Origin of the sequence: Thalassovita gelatinovora, assembly GCF_001458355.1 — a bacterium.
GTDB lineage: Bacteria > Pseudomonadota > Alphaproteobacteria > Rhodobacterales > Rhodobacteraceae > Thalassobius > Thalassobius gelatinovorus.
This window is the reverse complement of the sequence record NZ_CYSA01000007.1, coordinates 126,435-144,091: the sequence shown is the minus strand read 5'-3', so window position 1 is coordinate 144,091 and position 17,657 is coordinate 126,435. Positions and strand designations below refer to the sequence as shown.

Here is a 17,657-nt window from a genome sequence, read left to right as displayed (position 1 = left end):
AAATGGAGAGAACCTCGTGTCCCACGCAGAAGATCACGAAGGCACCCGCAGGGACTTCCTGTATTACGCCACCGCAGGCGCCGGTGCCGTAGCCACAGGTGCCGCCGTTTGGCCGCTTGTCAATCAGATGAACCCCTCCGCCGACGTCAAGGCCTTGGCCTCGATTCGCGTCGATATCTCGGGCATTGAACCGGGTACCCAGCTGACCGTGAAATGGTTGGGCAAGCCGGTCTTCATTCGTCGCCGCACGCCAGAAGAAATCGAAATGGCCCGCGCAGTGGACTTGAACGATCTGATCGACACGAAATCGGAAAACGCCAACAAACCCGACACCGACGCGTCGGACGCGAACCGCACGCTGGACGAAGCCGGCGAATGGTTGGTGATGATCGGCGTTTGTACCCATCTCGGCTGCGTGCCGATCGGTGATGGCGCAGGTGATTTCGGCGGTTGGTTCTGCCCCTGCCACGGATCGCATTACGATGCGTCCGGTCGCATTCGCAAAGGCCCCGCTCCGCGGAATCTGGACGTGCCCCTGGCCGCGTTTGAAGATGCCAACATGATCAAGCTGGGTTAAGGGAGCGCGCAAATGTCCGGAATTCCGCACGATCATTACGAACCCAAATCGGGTCCCGAAAAATGGCTTCACCGCCGCCTGCCCATTGTTGGGCTGCTCTATGACACCTTGATGATTCCCACCCCCAAGAACCTGAACTGGTGGTGGATCTGGGGTATCGTCCTGGCCTTCTGCCTGGTGATGCAAATCGTCACCGGCATCGTTCTGGTGATGCATTACACGCCGCATGTCGACATGGCGTTTGCCAGCGTCGAACACATCATGCGCGACGTCAACGGCGGCTTCATGCTGCGCTATCTGCATGCCAATGGCGCCTCGCTGTTCTTCCTGGCGGTCTATATCCACATCTTCCGCGGTCTGTTCTACGGGTCCTACAAGGCCCCGCGCGAAATCACTTGGATCGTTGGCATGATCATCTTCCTGCTGATGATGGCCACCGGCTTCATGGGCTATGTTTTGCCTTGGGGTCAGATGTCGTTCTGGGGCGCAACCGTGATCACCGGCCTGTTTGGCGCGATCCCGTTCATCGGTGAATCGATCCAGACCTGGCTCTTGGGTGGACCGGCGGTGGACAATGCCACGCTGAACCGCTTCTTCTCGCTGCATTACCTGCTGCCCTTCGTGATCGCCGCGATGGTCATCGTCCATATCTGGGCGTTCCACACCACCGGCAACAACAACCCGACCGGCGTTGATGTCCGTAAGGGGTCGAAGGAAGAAGCCGAAAAAGACACCCTGCCGTTCTGGCCCTATTTCGTGATCAAGGACGTGTTCGCGCTGGCGGTCATCCTGGTGGTGTTCTTTGCCATTGTCGGCTTCATGCCCAACTTCCTGGGCCACCCCGACAACTACATCGAAGCCAACCCGCTGGCGACGCCTGCGCATATCGTTCCGGAATGGTACTTCCTGCCGTTCTACGCGATCCTGCGTGCCTTCACGAGCGACGTGTGGGTGGTGATGTTCGCAAGCTGGATCACCGGCGGTATCATTGATGCGAAGTTCTTCGGTGTGCTGGCGATGTTCGGCGCGATCATCGTGATGGTGCTGGTGCCGTGGCTGGATACCAGCCGGGTGCGGTCTGGCCGGTTCCGGCCGCAGTTCAAGTGGTGGTTCTACCTGCTGATCGTCGACTTCGTGGTTCTGATGTGGGCCGGTGCAATGCCTGCCGAACCGCCCTATTCCACGATTTCGCTGATCGGTGCGACCTACTGGTTCGCCTACTTCCTGGTGATCCTGCCGCTTCTGGGTGTGATCGAAAAACCGACCGCGGCCCCGGCCTCGATCGAGGAAGACTTCAACGCCCATTATGGCAAACCGGCCGAATAAGAAGGAAACGGGATAATGCTTAAGAAACTTGCGATTTCCGCAGTTGCCGCCCTGACCCTTTCGGCAGGTGGCGCCATTGCTGCGGGCAGCGAAGGCCACATCCATGATGTGGACTTCTCCTTCGAAGGACCGTTCGGCAAATTCGACCAGATGCAGCTGCAACGCGGCCTGCAGGTCTATACCGAAGTCTGTTCGGCCTGCCACGGTCTGAAATTCGTGCCGATCCGGACGCTGGCCGACGAAGGCGGCCCGGCGCTGCCCGAAGATCAGGTCCGCGCCTATGCCGCGCAGATGGATATCTATGATCCGGAACTCGAAGACGACCGGCCGCGTACACCGGCAGATCACTTCCCGTTTTCCGGCGACCCGAACGCGCCCGACCTGTCGCTGATGGCGAAGGCACGCGCGGGTTTCCACGGTCCGCAGGGATCGGGGATCAACCAATTCTTCAAAGGCATCGGCGGCCCGGAATACATCACCGCGATCCTGACCGGCTATACCGGCGAAGAAAAGGAATCGGCAGGCACCACCTTCTATGAAAACACCGCCTTCCCGGGTGGCTGGATTTCCATGCCGCCGCCGCTGTATGGCGAAGACGTGGAATATGCCGATGGTCATTCAAGCGATCTGCATCACGAAGCCGAAGACGTCGCCGCCTTCCTGATGTGGACCGCCGAACCCAAGATGATGGCGCGTCAGCATGCCGGTTTCGTCGCCGTGTTGTTCCTTAGCGTGTTGTCGGTGCTTATGTACCTGACCAACAAACGTCTTTGGGCACCGATCAAGAAAAAGGCGAAAGAAGCGTAAGCTTCGTATGCGCATCTGAATTTAAAAAAGCCCCGCTTCTGGCGGGGCTTTTTCTTTGCGTAACGGGTGTAGTGGTTGGGGGCATTGGGGGCGCTGCCCCCGCCGTTGAAAATCTTTGGATTTTCAACACCTCCCCCGGGATATTTTGGAACAGAAGAAGGCTTAGCGCATCAACTCGGGCAAATCGCCGGTCAACCCGGCGGCTTCGCGGATGAAATTGCGGCGCAGCGGCGGCAATGCGTTGATCACCCCCATGCCGATATCGCGGGTGGCGCGCAGCAACGGGTTATCGTTGGAAAACAACCGGTTGGTCAGATCGGTGGTCAGCGCCAATGTGGCGGTGTCGAACCGGCGCCATTCCTGATAGCGGTCCAGCACCAGCGATGATGCAATGTCTTCGCCGCGGCGCCGCGCTTCGGTCAGCACCTGCGCCAAGGCACCGACATCGCGCAGCCCGGCATTCAGCCCCTGACCGGCAATCGGGTGCATACCATGGGCCGCATCGCCGATCAGCGCCAGCCGGTCGCCGACAAAACTGTTGGCCACGGTCAGGTTGAGCGGATAGGTGAAGCGTTTCCCGGCCAGCCGGATATCGCCCAGAAAATCGCCAAAGCGCGGCCGTAGCACCTGCATGTAATCGTCATCCGACAGCGCTTGAAACAGGGCGGCGTTTTCATGGCTTTCCGACCACACGATCGATGACATGTTGCCCGGCAATGGCAGGATCGCCAACGGTCCGGGCGGCATGAAGAACTGATGCGCGATACCCTTATGCGGCAAGTCGTGTTCGATGGCACAGACCAGCGCGGTCTGGCCGTAATCCCAACCGCTGCGTTTGATCCCGGCCCGGTCGGCCGTGCCCGATTGGCGCCCGTCACAGCCGATCAGCAGTTTGCCGCGCAGGATTTTGCCCGAGGCCAGCGTCACGCTGATCCCGGTTGCATCGGCAGCCTGCGCAGTGACGGTTTCGCCGTCGAGCACGGTGATCCGGTCGTTTGCCGCCATCGCATCGAACAGGGCGCGGCGCAAAAACCGGTCTTCCAGCATATACCCCATCGGGCCTTCTTCGATTTCGGCATGGTCGAAATGCAGGAAGAAGGGCGATAGCGGCCCTTCGCCGGCGCGCCCGTCGCTGACCTTGATTTCCAGCATCGGCTGGCTGTGATCTTCCAGCACGGACCAAAGCCCGATATTGGCCAGAAGCCGCTTTGAGGCCAGCGCCAAAGCATAGGCGCGGCCATCGAAATCGTCCTGACTTTGGGCGCTGCGGGGCAGGGCGTCGATCACCGTGACGCCAAAGCCGCTATCGGCAAGCGCCAGCGCCAGGGCCGGGCCATTCAACCCGCCGCCGACGATCAGGATATCGCTGTCATGTTCCATGAGATGCAATATGCAGCCCTGATCGGGATTGTCCATGCGCCGCGCTGCCGCTACCGTTCGGAAAAATGCAGGAGATGACGATGCAGGACTGGTTGGGACAAAGCGCGGCGGAACTGGGCCGGGGGATCGCGGACGGATCGATCGATCCGGTGGCGCTGACACAAACCTATCTCGATGCGATCGACGCGCACCCGTTCCGCGACCGGATCTATGCCCGTGTCACCGCCGACCGGGCGCTGGCCGAAGCCGAAGCCGCCGCCGCACGGGCCAAATCCGGGGCGCGCCTGTCGCCGCTCGACGGGGTGCCGATCAGTTGGAAAGACCTGTTTGACACCGCCGGGGTGGCGACCGAAGCCGGGTCGGCGTTGCTGAAGGACCGGGTGCCGGATCGGGACGCGCCAGTGCTGCTCAATGCCACCGCGAACGGGCTGGTCTGCCTGGGCAAGACCCATATGAGCGAACTGGCCTTTTCCGGGCTGGGCTTGAACCCGGTGACTGCAACGCCGCCCTGCGTCAACGACCATGACGCGGTATCGGGCGGGTCGTCCTCGGGGGCTGCGACCTCGGTCGCTTTCGGGCTGGCGGCCTGTGGCATTGGGTCGGATACCGGCGGATCGGTGCGCATTCCCTCGGCGTGGAACGATCTGGTCGGGCTGAAAACCACATCGGGGCGGATTTCGCTGCGCGGCGTGGTGCCGCTGTGCGAAAAATTCGACACCGTCGGGCCGCTCTGCCGCACGGTCGAAGATGCCGCGCTGATGCTGGCATTGCTGGAAGGCGGCAAACCGGCAGACCTGCGCGGCGTGGAGGTCAAAGGTAAACGCTTCGCGGTGTTGCAAACCGCCGTGATGGAGCCCTGCCGCAAAGAGCCGTTACAGGCCTTCGACGACGCGGTGGCGAAACTGGCCGAGGCCGGGGCAGAAATCACCCGAATCGACGCGCCCGAAGTGGCGCAGGCGATGGATCTGGCCGGCATCCTGTTCACCACCGAAGCCTATGGCACATGGCGCGAAGTGATCGAAGCCAATCCCGACCTGATGTTCGACCGCATTTTGGACCGGTTCCGCAGCGGGGCGCATCATCTGGGGGCCGATTACGTCGCCGCTTGGCAGGAATTGGAAGGCTATCGCAATCGCTGGTACGCCCGTGTCGCCGGATATGATGCGGTGCTGTGCCCGGCCGCGCCGAACCTGCCGCCGCAGCATGACCGGTTGATGTCCGACAGCGATTATTACGTCACCGAAAACCTGCTGACGCTGAACAACACGCGGGTCGGCAACCTGATGGGAAATTGCGGCGTGACGTTACCGACCGGCGTGCCCAGTTGCGGTATCCTGTTCAACGGATTGCCGTTTCAGGAAGAACGTCTGCTGCGCATCGCGGCTGCGGCCGAGTCGGTTTTGACCGCCACCTGATCCCCGACCTGCGGCGCGGGTGCTACGTCAAAAAGGTCACAGCTGCCCGCGCCCGCACTGCAATATTCTGGACGAAAGCCATGTCATTGGGTACTCTGACAAAAAGCGGGGCGATAACGATCCCGTAACCTGAGGCAGTACCAGATGTTTCCCGAGCGGTTTTCGAACCTACCGGCTTATGCTTTTCCGCGTCTGCGCGCCCTGTTGGACGTGCATGAACCGGGCGGCGAGGTCGTGCATATGACCATTGGCGAACCGAAACACGCTTTTCCCGATTGGGTGGCGGGTATTCTGGCCAAGAATATCGACGGGTTCGGAAACTATCCGCCGAATGACGGAACACCCGAATTGCAGGCCGCGATCGCGGACTGGATCAGGCACCGTTACACCGTTGCGGTCGATCCCGCGACGCAGGTGATGGCGCTGAACGGCACCCGCGAAGGGCTGTACAACGCCGCGATGGCGCTGGTCCCGGAACAGAAAAACGGCCAGACGCCCGTTGTTTTGATGCCGAACCCGTTTTACCAAGTCTACATGATCGGTGCGATTTCGGTCGGTGCCAAACCGGTTTTCGTACCGGCGACGCTGGATACCGGCCATCTGCCGGATTTCACCTCTCTGCCGGACGATGTGCTGAACCGCACCGCCGTCGCCTATGTCTGTTCGCCTGCCAACCCGCAGGGCGCAGTGGCCGACCGCGCCTATTGGACCGATCTGATCCGGCTGGCGGAAAAACACGATTTCCGCATCTTTGCCGATGAATGCTATTCCGAAATTTACCGCGATGACCCACCGGTCGGCGCGTTGCAGGTGGCACAGGAACTGGGCACCGATCCCGAACGGGTGCTGATATTCCATTCGCTGTCGAAACGGTCGAACCTGCCGGGTCTGCGCTCGGGCTTCGTTGCCGGGGGGGCAGAATGCCTGCGCCGGATCAAACAATTGCGCGCCTATGCCGGGGCACCGCTGCCGCTGCCGCTGCAACGGGTGGCCGAAGCGGTCTGGGCGGATGAAGATCACGTCATCGAAAATCGCCGTCTCTACCGGGAAAAATACGATATCGCCGACGAAATATTTGCGGGCCTGCCCGGCTATCACAGCCCGCAGGCTGGGTTTTTCCTGTGGTTGCCGGTCGAAGATGGCGAACAGGCGGCGCTGAAACTGTGGACCGAAACCGGGGTCCGGGTGTTGCCCGGTGCCTATCTGGCGCGCGACGTGGCCGGGTTCAATCCCGGCAAAAACTATATCCGGGTCGCCATGGTGGCCCCAAAACAAGACATGCGACGCGGGCTGATCCAGCTGCGCGATTGCATCTATGACTAAAAGAACGAGGGCAGGAATGGCATATCAGACTCGAGGACGCGATCCGCTGTTTGACAGCAACATGCAAGCCGCAATCGAAAAGCGCGGCAAGGAACTTCTGGGCATCGTGCTGGCGCTGCTGGGGCTTGCGGTGGCGGCAATGGTGTTTTCCTACCACCCCGAAGACCCGTCCTTCATGTCGGCCACCGATGCGCCGGTGCGCAACTGGATGGGCCGCCCCGGCGCGTCGATCGCGGCCTTCTTGTTCGTGGTGGTCGGCAATGGCAGCTGGATTCTGTCGCTGGCGCTTATTGCATGGGGCCTGCGTCTGGCGCTGCATCACGGGTCGGACCGCGCCTTTGGCCGGCTGATCTTCCTGCCGATCCTGATCGCGGTCACGTCCGTCTATGCTGCCACGCTGGTGCCGGGCACCGAATGGACCCACGGGTTCGGCCTAGGCGGGCGCTTTGGCGATACCATTCTGGGCGCGTTCTTGAATTTCATGCCGGTCGGGATGAGCTTCGGTTTGAAACTCGCCTCGGTGCTGCTGGCGCTGGCGATGATCGCGCTGGCGGCCTTCGTGCTGGGCTTTACCGTACCGGAATTGCAACTTGTCGCCCGCTTCCTGCTGGTTGGGATCATCATGGCCTATGCCGCGCTGATGACGGCGCTGGGCAGGGGGGCGACCGGCGCGGTCAGCGCCGCACAGACGATGCAGGCGCGAAACGCCGCCCGGCGGGAAACCCGCGACAGGCTGACCCAGCAACAGGCCGAATGGCAGGCGCAAAATGCTTGGGCAGAGGTGCCCGAAGACCTGATCGAAGAAATCGAAGCCCCGGAACCGGCCAAACCCGGCCTGTTGGCCCGGATGCCCGCGCTTATCCGCCGCCCGGAACCGATGCCGGACCAGATGCCGGAACCCGAACTGGTCGAACGGCACAGCATGGCCGATATCGCGGCCCCCGAAGATGCCCGGATCAAGGCCAAGATCGCCGATGTGATCCGCAACCGGGTGCGCGAAACCCCCGTCGTGCAACCCGAAATCGAAACGCCGCTGACCAAGGGCCGTGGCCGTGGTCCCGATCCTCTGGTGCTCAACCCGCATCCCAACGCCGCGCTACCGCCCGAACCGCCGCTGACGTCGGGTGTCACCACGCGGACGCAGCCTGTCGCGGCGCCTCTGGTCACACCGCGCCGGGTGGTTCAGCCGCAGCAGGCCGAACCTGTGCCCGAACCGCACTATGAAACGCTGCCCGAAACGGGTTTCGACGCCGAATATTCCCCCTTCGCCGAAGACGTTCCGCAAGAAGAGGTGCCGATCGCTCACTTCCCGCAGGCGGTCGAAGTCCCGATGGCCTATCAACCGACCGACCCCGTCCCGGCGGCCCCGCTCAACATTCCGACGCCCGAACCGCGCAAGGTGGTGCAGCATCTCAACCGCAAACCGGTGCAGCCCTCGACCCGCGCCCGGGCCGAAGCGCAGCCTTCGCTGCAATTCGAAGAAAAAAACCGCCCCGTTTACGACCTGCCGCCGCTGAACCTGCTGACCAGCCCGACCAGCATCCAACGCCATCATCTCAGCGATGACGCGTTGGAAGAAAACGCCCGGATGCTGGAAAACGTATTGGATGATTACGGCGTCAAAGGCGAAATCGTTTCGGTCCGTCCCGGCCCCGTCGTCACCATGTACGAACTCGAACCCGCTCCGGGTTTGAAAGCCTCCCGCGTGATCGGGCTGTCCGACGATATCGCCCGTTCGATGTCGGCCCTTTCGGCACGGGTGTCGACTGTGCCGGGGCGCAGCGTGATCGGGATCGAACTGCCCAATGAAAACCGCGAAAAAGTGGTGCTGCGTGAAATCCTCGCCGCCCGCGATTTCGGCGACAGCAACATGAAACTGCCGCTGGCGCTGGGCAAGGATATCGGCGGGGATCCGATCGTCGCCAATCTGGCCAAGATGCCCCACCTGCTGATTGCAGGGACCACCGGGTCGGGGAAATCCGTGGCGATCAACACGATGATCCTGTCGCTGCTTTACCGGCTGACGCCGGAAGACTGCCGGCTGATCATGATCGACCCGAAAATGCTGGAATTGTCGGTCTATGACGGCATCCCGCACCTGCTGTCACCCGTCGTCACCGACCCGAAAAAAGCCGTGGTGGCACTGAAATGGGTCGTCGGCGAAATGGAAGACCGCTATCGCAAAATGTCCAAGATGGGCGTGCGCAACATCGACGGCTATAACAGCCGCGTGGCCGACGCGCTGGCCAAGGGCGAAACCTTCTCGCGCACGGTACAGACCGGGTTTGACGACGATACCGGCGAACCGGTGTTCGAAACCGAAGAAATCACCCCGCTCAAAATGCCCTATATCGTCGTCATCGTCGATGAAATGGCCGACCTGATGATGGTCGCGGGCAAGGAAATCGAAGCCTGCATTCAACGCTTGGCACAAATGGCGCGGGCGTCCGGTATTCACCTGATCATGGCGACACAGCGGCCTTCGGTCGACGTGATCACCGGCACGATCAAGGCCAACTTCCCGACCCGGATTTCGTTTCAGGTCACGTCCAAGATCGATAGCCGCACCATCCTTGGCGAAATGGGTGCCGAACAACTGCTGGGCATGGGTGACATGCTTTACATGGCGGGCGGGGCCAAGATCACCCGTTGCCACGGTCCCTTCGTATCCGACGAAGAAGTCGAAGAAATCGTCAACCACCTCAAGGCCTACGGTCCCCCCGATTATATCGGCGGCGTGGTCGAAGGCCCCGACGAAGACAAGGAAAGCGATATCGACGCGGTGCTCGGCCTTGGCGGCAACACCACCGGCGAAGACGCGCTTTACGATCAAGCGGTCGCCATCGTGATCAAGGACCGCAAATGTTCGACCTCCTACATTCAACGCAAACTGGCGATCGGCTATAACAAGGCCGCCCGATTGGTCGAACAGATGGAAGACGAACGCGTCGTCAGCGCTGCCAACCATGTCGGCAAGCGCGAAATCCTTGTGCCGGAACAACAATAAGCGGCCCGGCCCCTCGCGCAAACGTGACAAGGGGCCGGCTGCAATCGGACGCGAAATCCCTAGATTGGTGACATGATCAAACGACGCACCCCATTTGCCGCCGCTGCCGCATTTCTGGTCCTGACCCTGCCGGTTTCGGCGGATCAAATTTCACTGGACGACCTGTCGGCCTATCTGAACCGGTTGAAAACCGCCCAGGCGGATTTCACCCAGATCAACGATGACGGCACGATTTCCACCGGCAAACTGATGCTGAAACGGCCCGGTCGGATGCGGTTCGAATATGCCAGCCCCGATAACACCCTGGTTCTGGCCAGTTCCGGCGCGGTGGCGATCTATGATCCGAAAACCCCCGATAACGGCCCGGAAACCTATCCGCTGAACCAAACGCCGCTGTCGATCATCCTGAATGAACGGGTCGATCTGGCGCGCGCCAACATGGTGGTGGGGCACGACTATGACGGCACCGCCACCACCATCACCGCGCAGGATCCCGATCATCCCGAATACGGCAATCTTCAGCTGGTGTTCACCGGTGACCCGGTGCAATTGCGCCAATGGGTGATCAATGACGATGCCGGGTCCAGCACCACCGTGGTGCTGGGCGCAATGAAAACCGGTGTTGCGTTGAACAACCGGCTTTTCACCATCACCCAGCCCGATCTGCGCGACAATCGCTGATCAGCGCAGCCGCCGATTGCAACTGTTCAACTGCGCCTGATACATCCGCGACCGTGCGTCGACTTCTCCGGAAATCCGCATCAGCCAGCTTTTGCGCTTGTAGCTGGCGCGCGCGTATCCGGTATGGCCTTCGTGATAGGCCAGGTATTGATTGCGGGTATCGTTCAGGGACACGCCATTCTTTTCACGGGTCTTGTTCATGTACCAGCCCATGAAATCCGTCGCGTCGCGGATATTGTCGCGTTTCGCCCGGGGGGACCGGGTTTCCTGACGATACTGATCCCATGTTGAATCGATCGCCTGGGCATAGCCATAGGCCGAACTTTGCCGCCCCATCGGGATCACGCCCAGCGCGAACCGGTACGGTGTGCGCGCATTGCCGATGAATTTGCTTTCCTGATGAATGGTGGCCATCTGCACATGCACCGGCACGCCCCAACGGCGTTCGGTGGCCTTGAAGGCGCGACCGTATTTCGGGCGCTGGCTGAGGATCGAACAGGCGTCATCCAAATTCCGCGGCGCAGTGAAATTACCGCCGCCGCAGGATGCCAGCACCATCAACAAGACCATTGCGCGAAGAGCTCTGCTCATTTGCCTCTCGCTTTCATTGTTTTTTGCCACACTCTAGCGGAAATGAAGGCTGCTGCAAATAGGGGGATGCGGTCACAATTAGGTCAAGCGGGGCGGAAATGGACGCCTTTTCCAAGGCGCGGCCCCCCGCGCCGCTACAGCAGCACGCTCAGCATCAGCGGGATCGCGATCACCGACATCAATGTCGATACCACGACCAATCCGGCCACAGATTCCGCGTCGGCCCCGTATTTTTCCGCCAACAGGTAAGACGTCACCGCCACCGGTGTCGAAATCTGGATCACCAACACGGCAAAGGCGATATCATCCAACTGGAACCATCGCCCCACCGCCCAGGAAATCGCGAAACACAATGCCAGCTTGATCAACGAAATCCACGTTGCCTTGCGGATATGGCCGGGATGCATCCGCGCCACCGCCACCCCCAGCGTGATCAGCATCATCGGGATCGCCATCTGCCCGACCAGATCCAATGCGTTGGTCACGAATGTCGGCGTATGCCACCCCTGCCACAGGAATATCCCGCCCAGAACCGTGGCCCCGACCAACGGTTCCTTGACCACCTTGATCAACGATCCGCCGCCGGCAACCAACCAGACGCCAAAGGTAAACGACCAGATCGCCATGATCGCGAAAACGACAACCGCATATCCCAACCCGGTATCGCCAAAGGCGAACAACGCCAAAGGCAGGCCGACATTGCCGGTATTGCTGAAAATGATCGGTGCCAAATAGGTGCGCAGGTCCAACCGCCCGATCCGCACCATGACAAAGGCCGCAATCGAAACCGCCGCATAAGCCGCGACCGACGCTAACGACAGCGTGGTTAACGCTTGCGGGTCGATTTCGGTTTTCATCAGCGCGGTAAAGATCAGGCAGGGCACCGAAAGCGACATCGCCAGTTGGGTAACGAATCGCACCGGATAATCGAAACCGGCTTTGACCCATGCAAATCCAATGGCAGCGAGCATGAACACTGGCGCAGTGATTTCCAGCACTGTAAAGGCAAGGTTCACAAACTGTTTCCCTTAAATTCCGGCGTCAAACATGGACAAATACCATGAAAACCGTCTATCTCTGGGCCATGGGGGCTGCAAGACCATGTTAAGAACGCGTGCCAAATATCATCTGGGCCAGGTCGTCCGCCATAAGAAACACCCGTTCCGGGGTGTGGTGTTCGATGTCGACCCGGAATTCAGCAATACCGAAGAATGGTATCACTCGATTCCCGAGGAAAGTCGGCCATCGAGAGAGCAGCCTTTTTACCATCTTTTGGCCGAAAACGATCAAAGCTACTATGTCGCTTACGTGTCGGAACAGAATTTGGTGGCCGATTATTCCGGCGAACCGGTGGATCATCCCGATATCCCCGACCTGTTCGGCCCGTTCGAAGACGGCCATTACCCGCTGCATTTCCAACTGAACTGATCGGGCCGCCATCGGCGTCGCAAGGGGCCTTTGTGGCCCCTTGATTTCCTTGATTGCTAAGGGCTCAATACCCCAAGGCACAGCCATCCTTGCGCGGGTCCGACCCGCCTTCCAAAACGCCGTCGTCGCGGATCACGATGGCCTGGGCGCCGCCGATCGGGCCTTCGGGGATTTCCACCCGGTGCCCCAGATCGGACAAGTCCTGCCGCACCGCGTCGGAATAGCCCCGCTCGACTTTCATCACCCCGTCGAAGCTGAAACAGCGCGGCGCGTCGATACCGTCCTGCGGCGACATCCCGAAATCGCGGATATTCGACACCAACCGGGCGTGGCCGTTGGATTGATATTGTCCGCCCATCACCCCGAACGGCATCCGCACCTTGCCGTTTTCGCGCAACATGCCGGGGATGATCGTGTGCATTGGCCGCTTGCCGCCCGCCATTTCGTTCGGATGGCCCTGTTGCAGGGTGAACCCCGATCCGCGGTTTTGCAGCAGGACGCCGAATTTTTCCGACGCGAGTCCCGACCCGAAACCGTGGAAAATCGAATAGATCAGCGATACCGCCATCCGATCCCGGTCCACCACGGTGATATAGATCGTGTCTTTGTGTACCGCTTCGGTCAGCGGCGCGGCGGCCTGCATCGCCTTGCCCGGATTGATCAGCGCCGCCAACTTGGCCGCCGTTTCCGGCGCCAGCATGTAATCCAGCCGGGCACAGTTTTCGGGATCGGTAATGAACCGGTTGCGCGCGTCATAGGCCAATTTGGCCGCTTCCGCTTCGATATGGGCGCGCTGGCTGCCGAACGGGTCCATCGCGGCAATGTCGAAATGGCTCAGGATGTTCAACAGCAGGATCGCGGTCGCCCCTTGACCGTTTGGCGGATGCTCGACCAATTCGGCCCCCGCATAGCTGCCGCTGATCGGGGTGGTGTAATCGCAGGCGGTGGCAGCGAAATCTTCCAGCGTGTGAACACCGCCGGCCGCTTGCAGGCACCGCACCATATCCTCGGCGACTTCGCCCTCGTAAAACGCCTTGCGCCCGTCCTTGGCAATCCGGCGCAGCACCTCGGCCTGTGCCGGGGCCCGGAACAAATCGCCGACTTTCGGGGCGGTGCCGTCCGGCAGGAAATGGGTCAATCCGTGACCCTGCAAAGCCTTGGCGCTTGTCGGCCAGTCAAAGGCGACGCGGGGCGCGACCGGCACCCCTTCCTCGGCATAGCGGATCGCCGGGGCAAGGATCGCGTCCAACCCGATCTTGCCGTGATCGTCCGACAACCGGCAAAACGCATCCACCGCGCCGGGAATCGTCACCGCGTCGGGGCCATGCACCGGCACCGCCACCAATCCACGATCGCGCAAATCCGCCGCATTCGCCGCCGATGCCGCGCGGCCCGATCCGTTCAGCGCCAGTATTTCGTCGCTGCCCGGTGGCGACATCAATATAAAACAATCGCCGCCGATCCCGGTCATCTGCGGTTCGCAGATCCCCAACAGAACGGCCCCGGCAATCGCCGCGTCCACCGCGTTGCCGCCGCGTTCCAGAATGTCGATGGCGGTTTTTGCAGCCAGCGGGTGCGAGGTGGCGCAAACACCGTTTGCCGCGAATACAGGCGACCGTCCGGGCAGTTGAAAGTCTCTCATCTTGTTCTCCGCAATTTTGCGGCAGAGTAGAGTGCTTTTCAGGGATATCAAAGGGGGGATAGGCCTCGGCGTCATGCTCTGGGTGGGGGCTATATTTGCATGACGCCGAGGGAAGCTTTGAGCAGCTACAGGTCCCGTTATGACCCGCCATTCGGGCGGCAATGAGGGGGCAATATGGCGAATCTGCGGCTTTCCCCGTTTTCCCGGCGAAATGACGGCACCGTCTCAGCCGGTGTCGTGATCGCTGCTATCCTGTGGCGAAAACGGCAGATGCAATTCCAACCGGTTGCGCCCGTTGCTGCGGCTGTAAACCAACCTGGCGGTCAATATGTGAATCAGCGCCCAACCCCAGCCGCCTTCGGGCAGGTCGTGCAACCGGGTCTTGGGATCGGGGGTGTCGTACGGCAACAGAACCACATCGGGCACTTCGGCACCGCAATCGATCACCACGATGTCGATCCCCTTTGACCCAAGGGTGCAGCACAACTCGATCCGGCCCTTTTGGTCCCCCGGATAGCCGTGCTCAACGATATTGTTCAACGCTTCGGCCAGCACCAGCTGCACGTTTTCCCGGTCCACCTTGCGAACCGAACGCGCCTGCAAATCCCGCATCAGCCGGGCCAGGGCCTGCCTGACCCCGATTTCGCTGCCGTCAAAGCAGAACGTGATCGTTTGATCCGATTCCATCGCGGCTCAGCGCTCAATCTTCGACCCGGTCATCCTGCATTGGCGCTTAGCGCCGCATCGACCGATTCGTGTATCCGAAACACCGTATCCATGCGGGTCAGGCGGAACACTTTTTCCACATTGGGCATCAACCCGGCCAATTGCAGCGTCCGGTTCTGCCCCATCTGTTTCATCGCCGCCACGATTGCACCCAATCCGCTGGAATCGATGAATTCCACCCCATCAAGGTTCAAAATCACATGCGCCGGACCGTTTTCAGTCAAGTCGCGCATCCTGTCCTTGAACGCGATGGCGATTGCTGCGTCGATCCGGTTTTCGTCGATCGTGACCACTTGGGTGTTGTCATAGCGACTGCTGGACATCTCCATGTTCCCTCCGTTCCTGAGAAACCATTTCAGTCAAGGCTAGACGGCAATCCTTACCATTCGGTATGCAGGGGGCGAACACAGGAGGAAGTATCATGAAACCGGTCGTCATCGCAGGTGCAGCACGAACCCCGATGGGTGGGTTCCAGGGGGTTTTTGACGGGGTCGAAGCGTCGGTTCTCGGCGGGGCCGCCATTCGGGCGGCGCTGGCCGATGCCGGCGCCGGCACGGTGGACGAAGTGCTGATGGGCTGCGTCCTGCCCGCGGGTCAGGGTCAGGCCCCCGCCCGTCAAGCCGGGTTCGCCGGTGGCCTGGGTGAAGAAGTCCCCGCCACCACGCTGAACAAAATGTGCGGGTCGGGCATGAAAGCGGCGATGGTGGCCTTTGACCAGATCGCGCTGGGCCATGCCGACACCATGATCGCGGGCGGTATGGAAAGCATGTCGAACGCGCCTTACCTGCTGCCCAAGATGCGCGGCGGGGCGCGGATCGGCCATCAGGACGTCAAGGATCACATGTTCCTCGACGGGCTCGAAGATGCCTATGACAAGGGCCGCCTGATGGGCACCTTCGCCGAAGACTGCGCCGAAGCGTTCCAATTCACCCGCGAAGAACAGGACCAATATGCGCTGGCGTCCCTGTCCAACGCGCTCGATGCCGAACGTAGCGGGGCCTTCAAGGGGGAAATCACCCCGATCACCCTGCATCACAAAAATGGCGAACACCTGATTTCCACCGACGAACAACCGGCCAAGGCACGGCCCGAAAAGATCCCGCAGCTGAAACCGGCCTTCCGCAAGGACGGCACGGTGACGGCGGCCAATTCGTCGTCGATCTCGGATGGCGCGGCGGCATTGGTTCTGGCGTCCGAAGACGCGGCGCAGGCGCAGGGGCTGAATGTCCGGGCGCGGATCATGGGCCATGCCAGCCACGCACAGGCCCCGTCGCAATTCCCCACCGCCCCGGTGCCCGCCGCACGCAACCTGCTTGATCGTCTGGGCTGGAGCATCGAAGATGTCGATCTGTGGGAAGTGAACGAAGCCTTTGCGGTGGTGCCGATGGCTTTCATGCGCGAATTGGGCCTGCACCGCGATATCGTCAATGTAAACGGCGGTGCCTGCGCGCTGGGCCATCCGATTGGCGCATCGGGCGCACGGATCATGGTGACGCTGCTCAACGCGCTGGAAACCCGCGGTCTGAAACGCGGCATTGCCGCGATCTGCATCGGCGGCGGTGAAGGTACCGCGATTGCCATCGAACGGGTTTGATCCCATATGCCGGGGCCGTCAGGGCCTCGGCAAAACCCCTTAAAGTAGTACTCAGTTTCGTTGACTTTACACCCTCAACCCGAAAAGATCGGGCAAGCGAAGGGATCGGAAATGCGAAAAATTACTATTTTATTCGGGCTGCTGCTTGTTTTCATGCCCGAATGGATCGTGCGTCTACTGTACGGGGGACGACTTCCGGTGGTGGATGGCCGCCGTATTGACCCGAAAGCCCACGCTGTCAGCCGTCTGGTTCAACATATTCGTGGCGACAGCGGCATGCCGTCGGTCGAAGAAAGCCGCGCCCAATTGGCGACACTGGCAACCAAGTTCGATCTGCCCTGTCCCGCTGACGTCGCCAAGACCGATATCACCCTGCCCGGGGCCGAAGGTCCCCGCATCGTGCGCATCTATGCGTCGCAAGGAACCGATCCCTTTGGGGCGCAGCCGACCCTGCTGTATCTGCATGGCGGTGGCTGGATTCAGGGTAGTATCAAGACCCATGACGGGCTGTGCGGTCAACTGGCCAAGGATGCAGGCATACGGGTGATTTCCCTCGATTACCGGCTGGCACCGGAACACAAATTCCCCGCTGCGGTTAACGATGTGCTGGCCGGATATCGCGCGCTGACGCTGGGCACTGGTCCGGTTGCGCTGGACGCATCGCAATTGGTGGTCGGCGGCGACAGCGCCGGGGCCAACCTGACGGCGGCCCTGATGCATGATCTAGCCGTGTCCGGCGACCCGATGCCAGCGGCGCAACTGCTGATCTATCCGGCGGTGGATGCCGCGTTGGATACGGCTTCGATGCGTGATTTGCGCGATCAGCCGCTATTGCCACGTACCCGCATTGATTGGTTCATGGATCTCTATATCCCCGACGGGCAGGATCGGCTCGACCCGCGAATTTCACCGCTTTATTCGAACCGACTGACTGGTCAGCCGCCCGCGTTGATCATCGCGGGTGGGCATGATGCGCTGTGGAGCGACGGGCAGAACTATGCCAAAGCCCTACAGGCGACGGGCGTGACGGTGAAACTGTTGGAATATCCCGGACAGGTTCACGCCTTCCTGTCCCTGCGCAAGGTCATTCCGCAAGGCGTCGATGCCGAAGGCAAAGTCGCGGATTGGCTGCGCCGGGTCCTCGCGGGTTGATCGGCGGT

At 61.0% G+C, this 17,657-nt stretch carries 16 protein-coding genes; 10 read left to right on the top strand and 6 right to left on the bottom strand.

Annotated features, from left to right (window positions below):
- The first annotated feature begins 16 nt into the window (after positions 1-16).
- From petA to TG4357_RS03155, 3 genes are read left to right on the top strand one after another with little or no spacing between them, the layout of a single operon-like run.
- A complete protein-coding gene (petA, locus tag TG4357_RS03165; protein ID WP_058261418.1) occupies positions 17-577 on the top strand; it encodes a ubiquinol-cytochrome c reductase iron-sulfur subunit in 561 nt (186 codons plus the stop codon).
- 12 nt (positions 578-589) lie between these two features.
- Positions 590-1,903: a cytochrome b gene (petB, locus tag TG4357_RS03160; protein ID WP_058261417.1), complete on the top strand. Its 1,314-nt coding sequence runs from the start codon at positions 590-592 to the stop codon at positions 1,901-1,903.
- Between the two features lie 15 nt (positions 1,904-1,918).
- Entirely contained in the window at positions 1,919-2,710 is a 792-nt protein-coding gene (locus tag TG4357_RS03155) for a cytochrome c1 (protein ID WP_058261416.1), read from the top strand.
- Positions 2,711-2,872: 162 nt separating this feature from the next.
- Here the strand turns inward: TG4357_RS03155 and TG4357_RS03150 are convergent, their stop codons facing one another.
- Positions 2,873-4,126 carry an FAD-dependent monooxygenase gene (locus TG4357_RS03150; protein WP_074646967.1) on the bottom strand — a complete coding sequence of 418 codons (1,254 nt, stop codon included), beginning with the start codon at positions 4,124-4,126 and terminating at the stop codon, positions 2,873-2,875.
- A 44-nt stretch (positions 4,127-4,170) separates the two neighbouring features.
- Between TG4357_RS03150 and TG4357_RS03145 the strand changes: the two genes are divergently transcribed.
- From TG4357_RS03145 to TG4357_RS03130, 4 genes are all read left to right on the top strand, one after another.
- Positions 4,171-5,505: an amidase gene (locus tag TG4357_RS03145; protein WP_058261415.1), complete on the top strand. Its 1,335-nt coding sequence runs from the start codon at positions 4,171-4,173 to the stop codon at positions 5,503-5,505.
- 144 nt (positions 5,506-5,649) lie between these two features.
- Positions 5,650-6,828 (top strand): aminotransferase class I/II-fold pyridoxal phosphate-dependent enzyme, encoded by a 1,179-nt coding sequence (locus TG4357_RS03140; protein WP_058261414.1) that lies wholly within the window; start codon positions 5,650-5,652, stop codon positions 6,826-6,828.
- Between the two features lie 16 nt (positions 6,829-6,844).
- Positions 6,845-9,835, top strand: a complete 2,991-nt coding sequence (locus TG4357_RS03135; RefSeq protein ID WP_058261413.1) for a DNA translocase FtsK — start codon at positions 6,845-6,847, stop codon at positions 9,833-9,835.
- 72 nt (positions 9,836-9,907) lie between these two features.
- On the top strand, positions 9,908-10,516 hold the full coding sequence (locus tag TG4357_RS03130) for a LolA family protein (RefSeq protein WP_058261412.1): 609 nt from the start codon (positions 9,908-9,910) through the stop codon (positions 10,514-10,516).
- Here the strand turns inward: TG4357_RS03130 and TG4357_RS03125 are convergent, their stop codons facing one another.
- Together TG4357_RS03125 and TG4357_RS03120 are read right to left on the bottom strand one after the other, a co-directional pair.
- Positions 10,517-11,107 (bottom strand): transglycosylase SLT domain-containing protein, encoded by a 591-nt coding sequence (locus TG4357_RS03125; RefSeq protein ID WP_058261411.1) that lies wholly within the window; start codon positions 11,105-11,107, stop codon positions 10,517-10,519.
- Between the two features lie 134 nt (positions 11,108-11,241).
- Positions 11,242-12,123, bottom strand: coding sequence for an AEC family transporter (locus tag TG4357_RS03120; protein WP_058261410.1), 882 nt, complete (start codon positions 12,121-12,123; stop codon positions 11,242-11,244).
- 85 nt (positions 12,124-12,208) lie between these two features.
- Between TG4357_RS03120 and hspQ the strand changes: the two genes are divergently transcribed.
- Positions 12,209-12,535 (top strand): heat shock protein HspQ, encoded by a 327-nt coding sequence (gene hspQ / locus TG4357_RS03115; protein WP_058261538.1) that lies wholly within the window; start codon positions 12,209-12,211, stop codon positions 12,533-12,535.
- A 64-nt stretch (positions 12,536-12,599) separates the two neighbouring features.
- Here the strand turns inward: hspQ and TG4357_RS03110 are convergent, their stop codons facing one another.
- The 3 genes from TG4357_RS03110 to TG4357_RS03100 all read right to left on the bottom strand — a co-directional run bounded on the left by TG4357_RS03110 (position 12,600) and on the right by TG4357_RS03100 (position 15,232).
- Positions 12,600-14,177 carry a gamma-glutamyltransferase family protein gene (locus tag TG4357_RS03110; protein WP_058261409.1) on the bottom strand — a complete coding sequence of 526 codons (1,578 nt, stop codon included), beginning with the start codon at positions 14,175-14,177 and terminating at the stop codon, positions 12,600-12,602.
- 225 nt (positions 14,178-14,402) lie between these two features.
- Entirely contained in the window at positions 14,403-14,864 is a 462-nt protein-coding gene (locus TG4357_RS03105; protein WP_058261408.1) for an ATP-binding protein, read from the bottom strand.
- A gap of 29 nt (positions 14,865-14,893) precedes the next feature.
- Positions 14,894-15,232 (bottom strand): STAS domain-containing protein, encoded by a 339-nt coding sequence (locus tag TG4357_RS03100; RefSeq protein ID WP_058261407.1) that lies wholly within the window; start codon positions 15,230-15,232, stop codon positions 14,894-14,896.
- Positions 15,233-15,324: 92 nt separating this feature from the next.
- On the opposite strand from TG4357_RS03100, the gene TG4357_RS03095 reads away from it, so the two are divergent.
- Both TG4357_RS03095 and TG4357_RS03090 read left to right on the top strand, forming a co-directional pair.
- Positions 15,325-16,497: a thiolase family protein gene (locus tag TG4357_RS03095; RefSeq protein WP_058261406.1), complete on the top strand. Its 1,173-nt coding sequence runs from the start codon at positions 15,325-15,327 to the stop codon at positions 16,495-16,497.
- 111 nt (positions 16,498-16,608) lie between these two features.
- Entirely contained in the window at positions 16,609-17,649 is a 1,041-nt protein-coding gene (locus TG4357_RS03090; protein ID WP_058261405.1) for an alpha/beta hydrolase, read from the top strand.
- The last annotated feature ends 8 nt before the right edge of the window (positions 17,650-17,657 follow it).

Excerpts from the sequence above, each read along its gene's own strand:
- petB (WP_058261417.1), top strand. The coding sequence starts at position 590 with ATGTCCGGAATTCCGCACGATCATTACGAACCCAAATCGGGTCCCGAA.
- TG4357_RS03155 (WP_058261416.1), top strand. The coding sequence starts at position 1,919 with ATGCTTAAGAAACTTGCGATTTCCGCAGTTGCCGCCCTGACCCTTTCG.
- TG4357_RS03150 (WP_074646967.1), bottom strand. The coding sequence starts at position 4,126 with ATGGACAATCCCGATCAGGGCTGCATATTGCATCTCATGGAACATGAC.
- TG4357_RS03145 (WP_058261415.1), top strand. The coding sequence starts at position 4,171 with ATGCAGGACTGGTTGGGACAAAGCGCGGCGGAACTGGGCCGGGGGATC.
- TG4357_RS03140 (WP_058261414.1), top strand. The coding sequence starts at position 5,650 with ATGTTTCCCGAGCGGTTTTCGAACCTACCGGCTTATGCTTTTCCGCGT.
- TG4357_RS03135 (WP_058261413.1), top strand. The coding sequence starts at position 6,845 with ATGGCATATCAGACTCGAGGACGCGATCCGCTGTTTGACAGCAACATG.
- TG4357_RS03130 (WP_058261412.1), top strand. The coding sequence starts at position 9,908 with ATGATCAAACGACGCACCCCATTTGCCGCCGCTGCCGCATTTCTGGTC.
- TG4357_RS03125 (WP_058261411.1), bottom strand. The coding sequence starts at position 11,107 with ATGAGCAGAGCTCTTCGCGCAATGGTCTTGTTGATGGTGCTGGCATCC.
- hspQ (WP_058261538.1), top strand. The coding sequence starts at position 12,209 with ATGTTAAGAACGCGTGCCAAATATCATCTGGGCCAGGTCGTCCGCCAT.
- TG4357_RS03110 (WP_058261409.1), bottom strand. The coding sequence starts at position 14,177 with ATGAGAGACTTTCAACTGCCCGGACGGTCGCCTGTATTCGCGGCAAAC.
- TG4357_RS03105 (WP_058261408.1), bottom strand. The coding sequence starts at position 14,864 with ATGGAATCGGATCAAACGATCACGTTCTGCTTTGACGGCAGCGAAATC.
- TG4357_RS03100 (WP_058261407.1), bottom strand. The coding sequence starts at position 15,232 with ATGGAGATGTCCAGCAGTCGCTATGACAACACCCAAGTGGTCACGATC.
- TG4357_RS03095 (WP_058261406.1), top strand. The coding sequence starts at position 15,325 with ATGAAACCGGTCGTCATCGCAGGTGCAGCACGAACCCCGATGGGTGGG.
- TG4357_RS03090 (WP_058261405.1), top strand. The coding sequence starts at position 16,609 with ATGCGAAAAATTACTATTTTATTCGGGCTGCTGCTTGTTTTCATGCCC.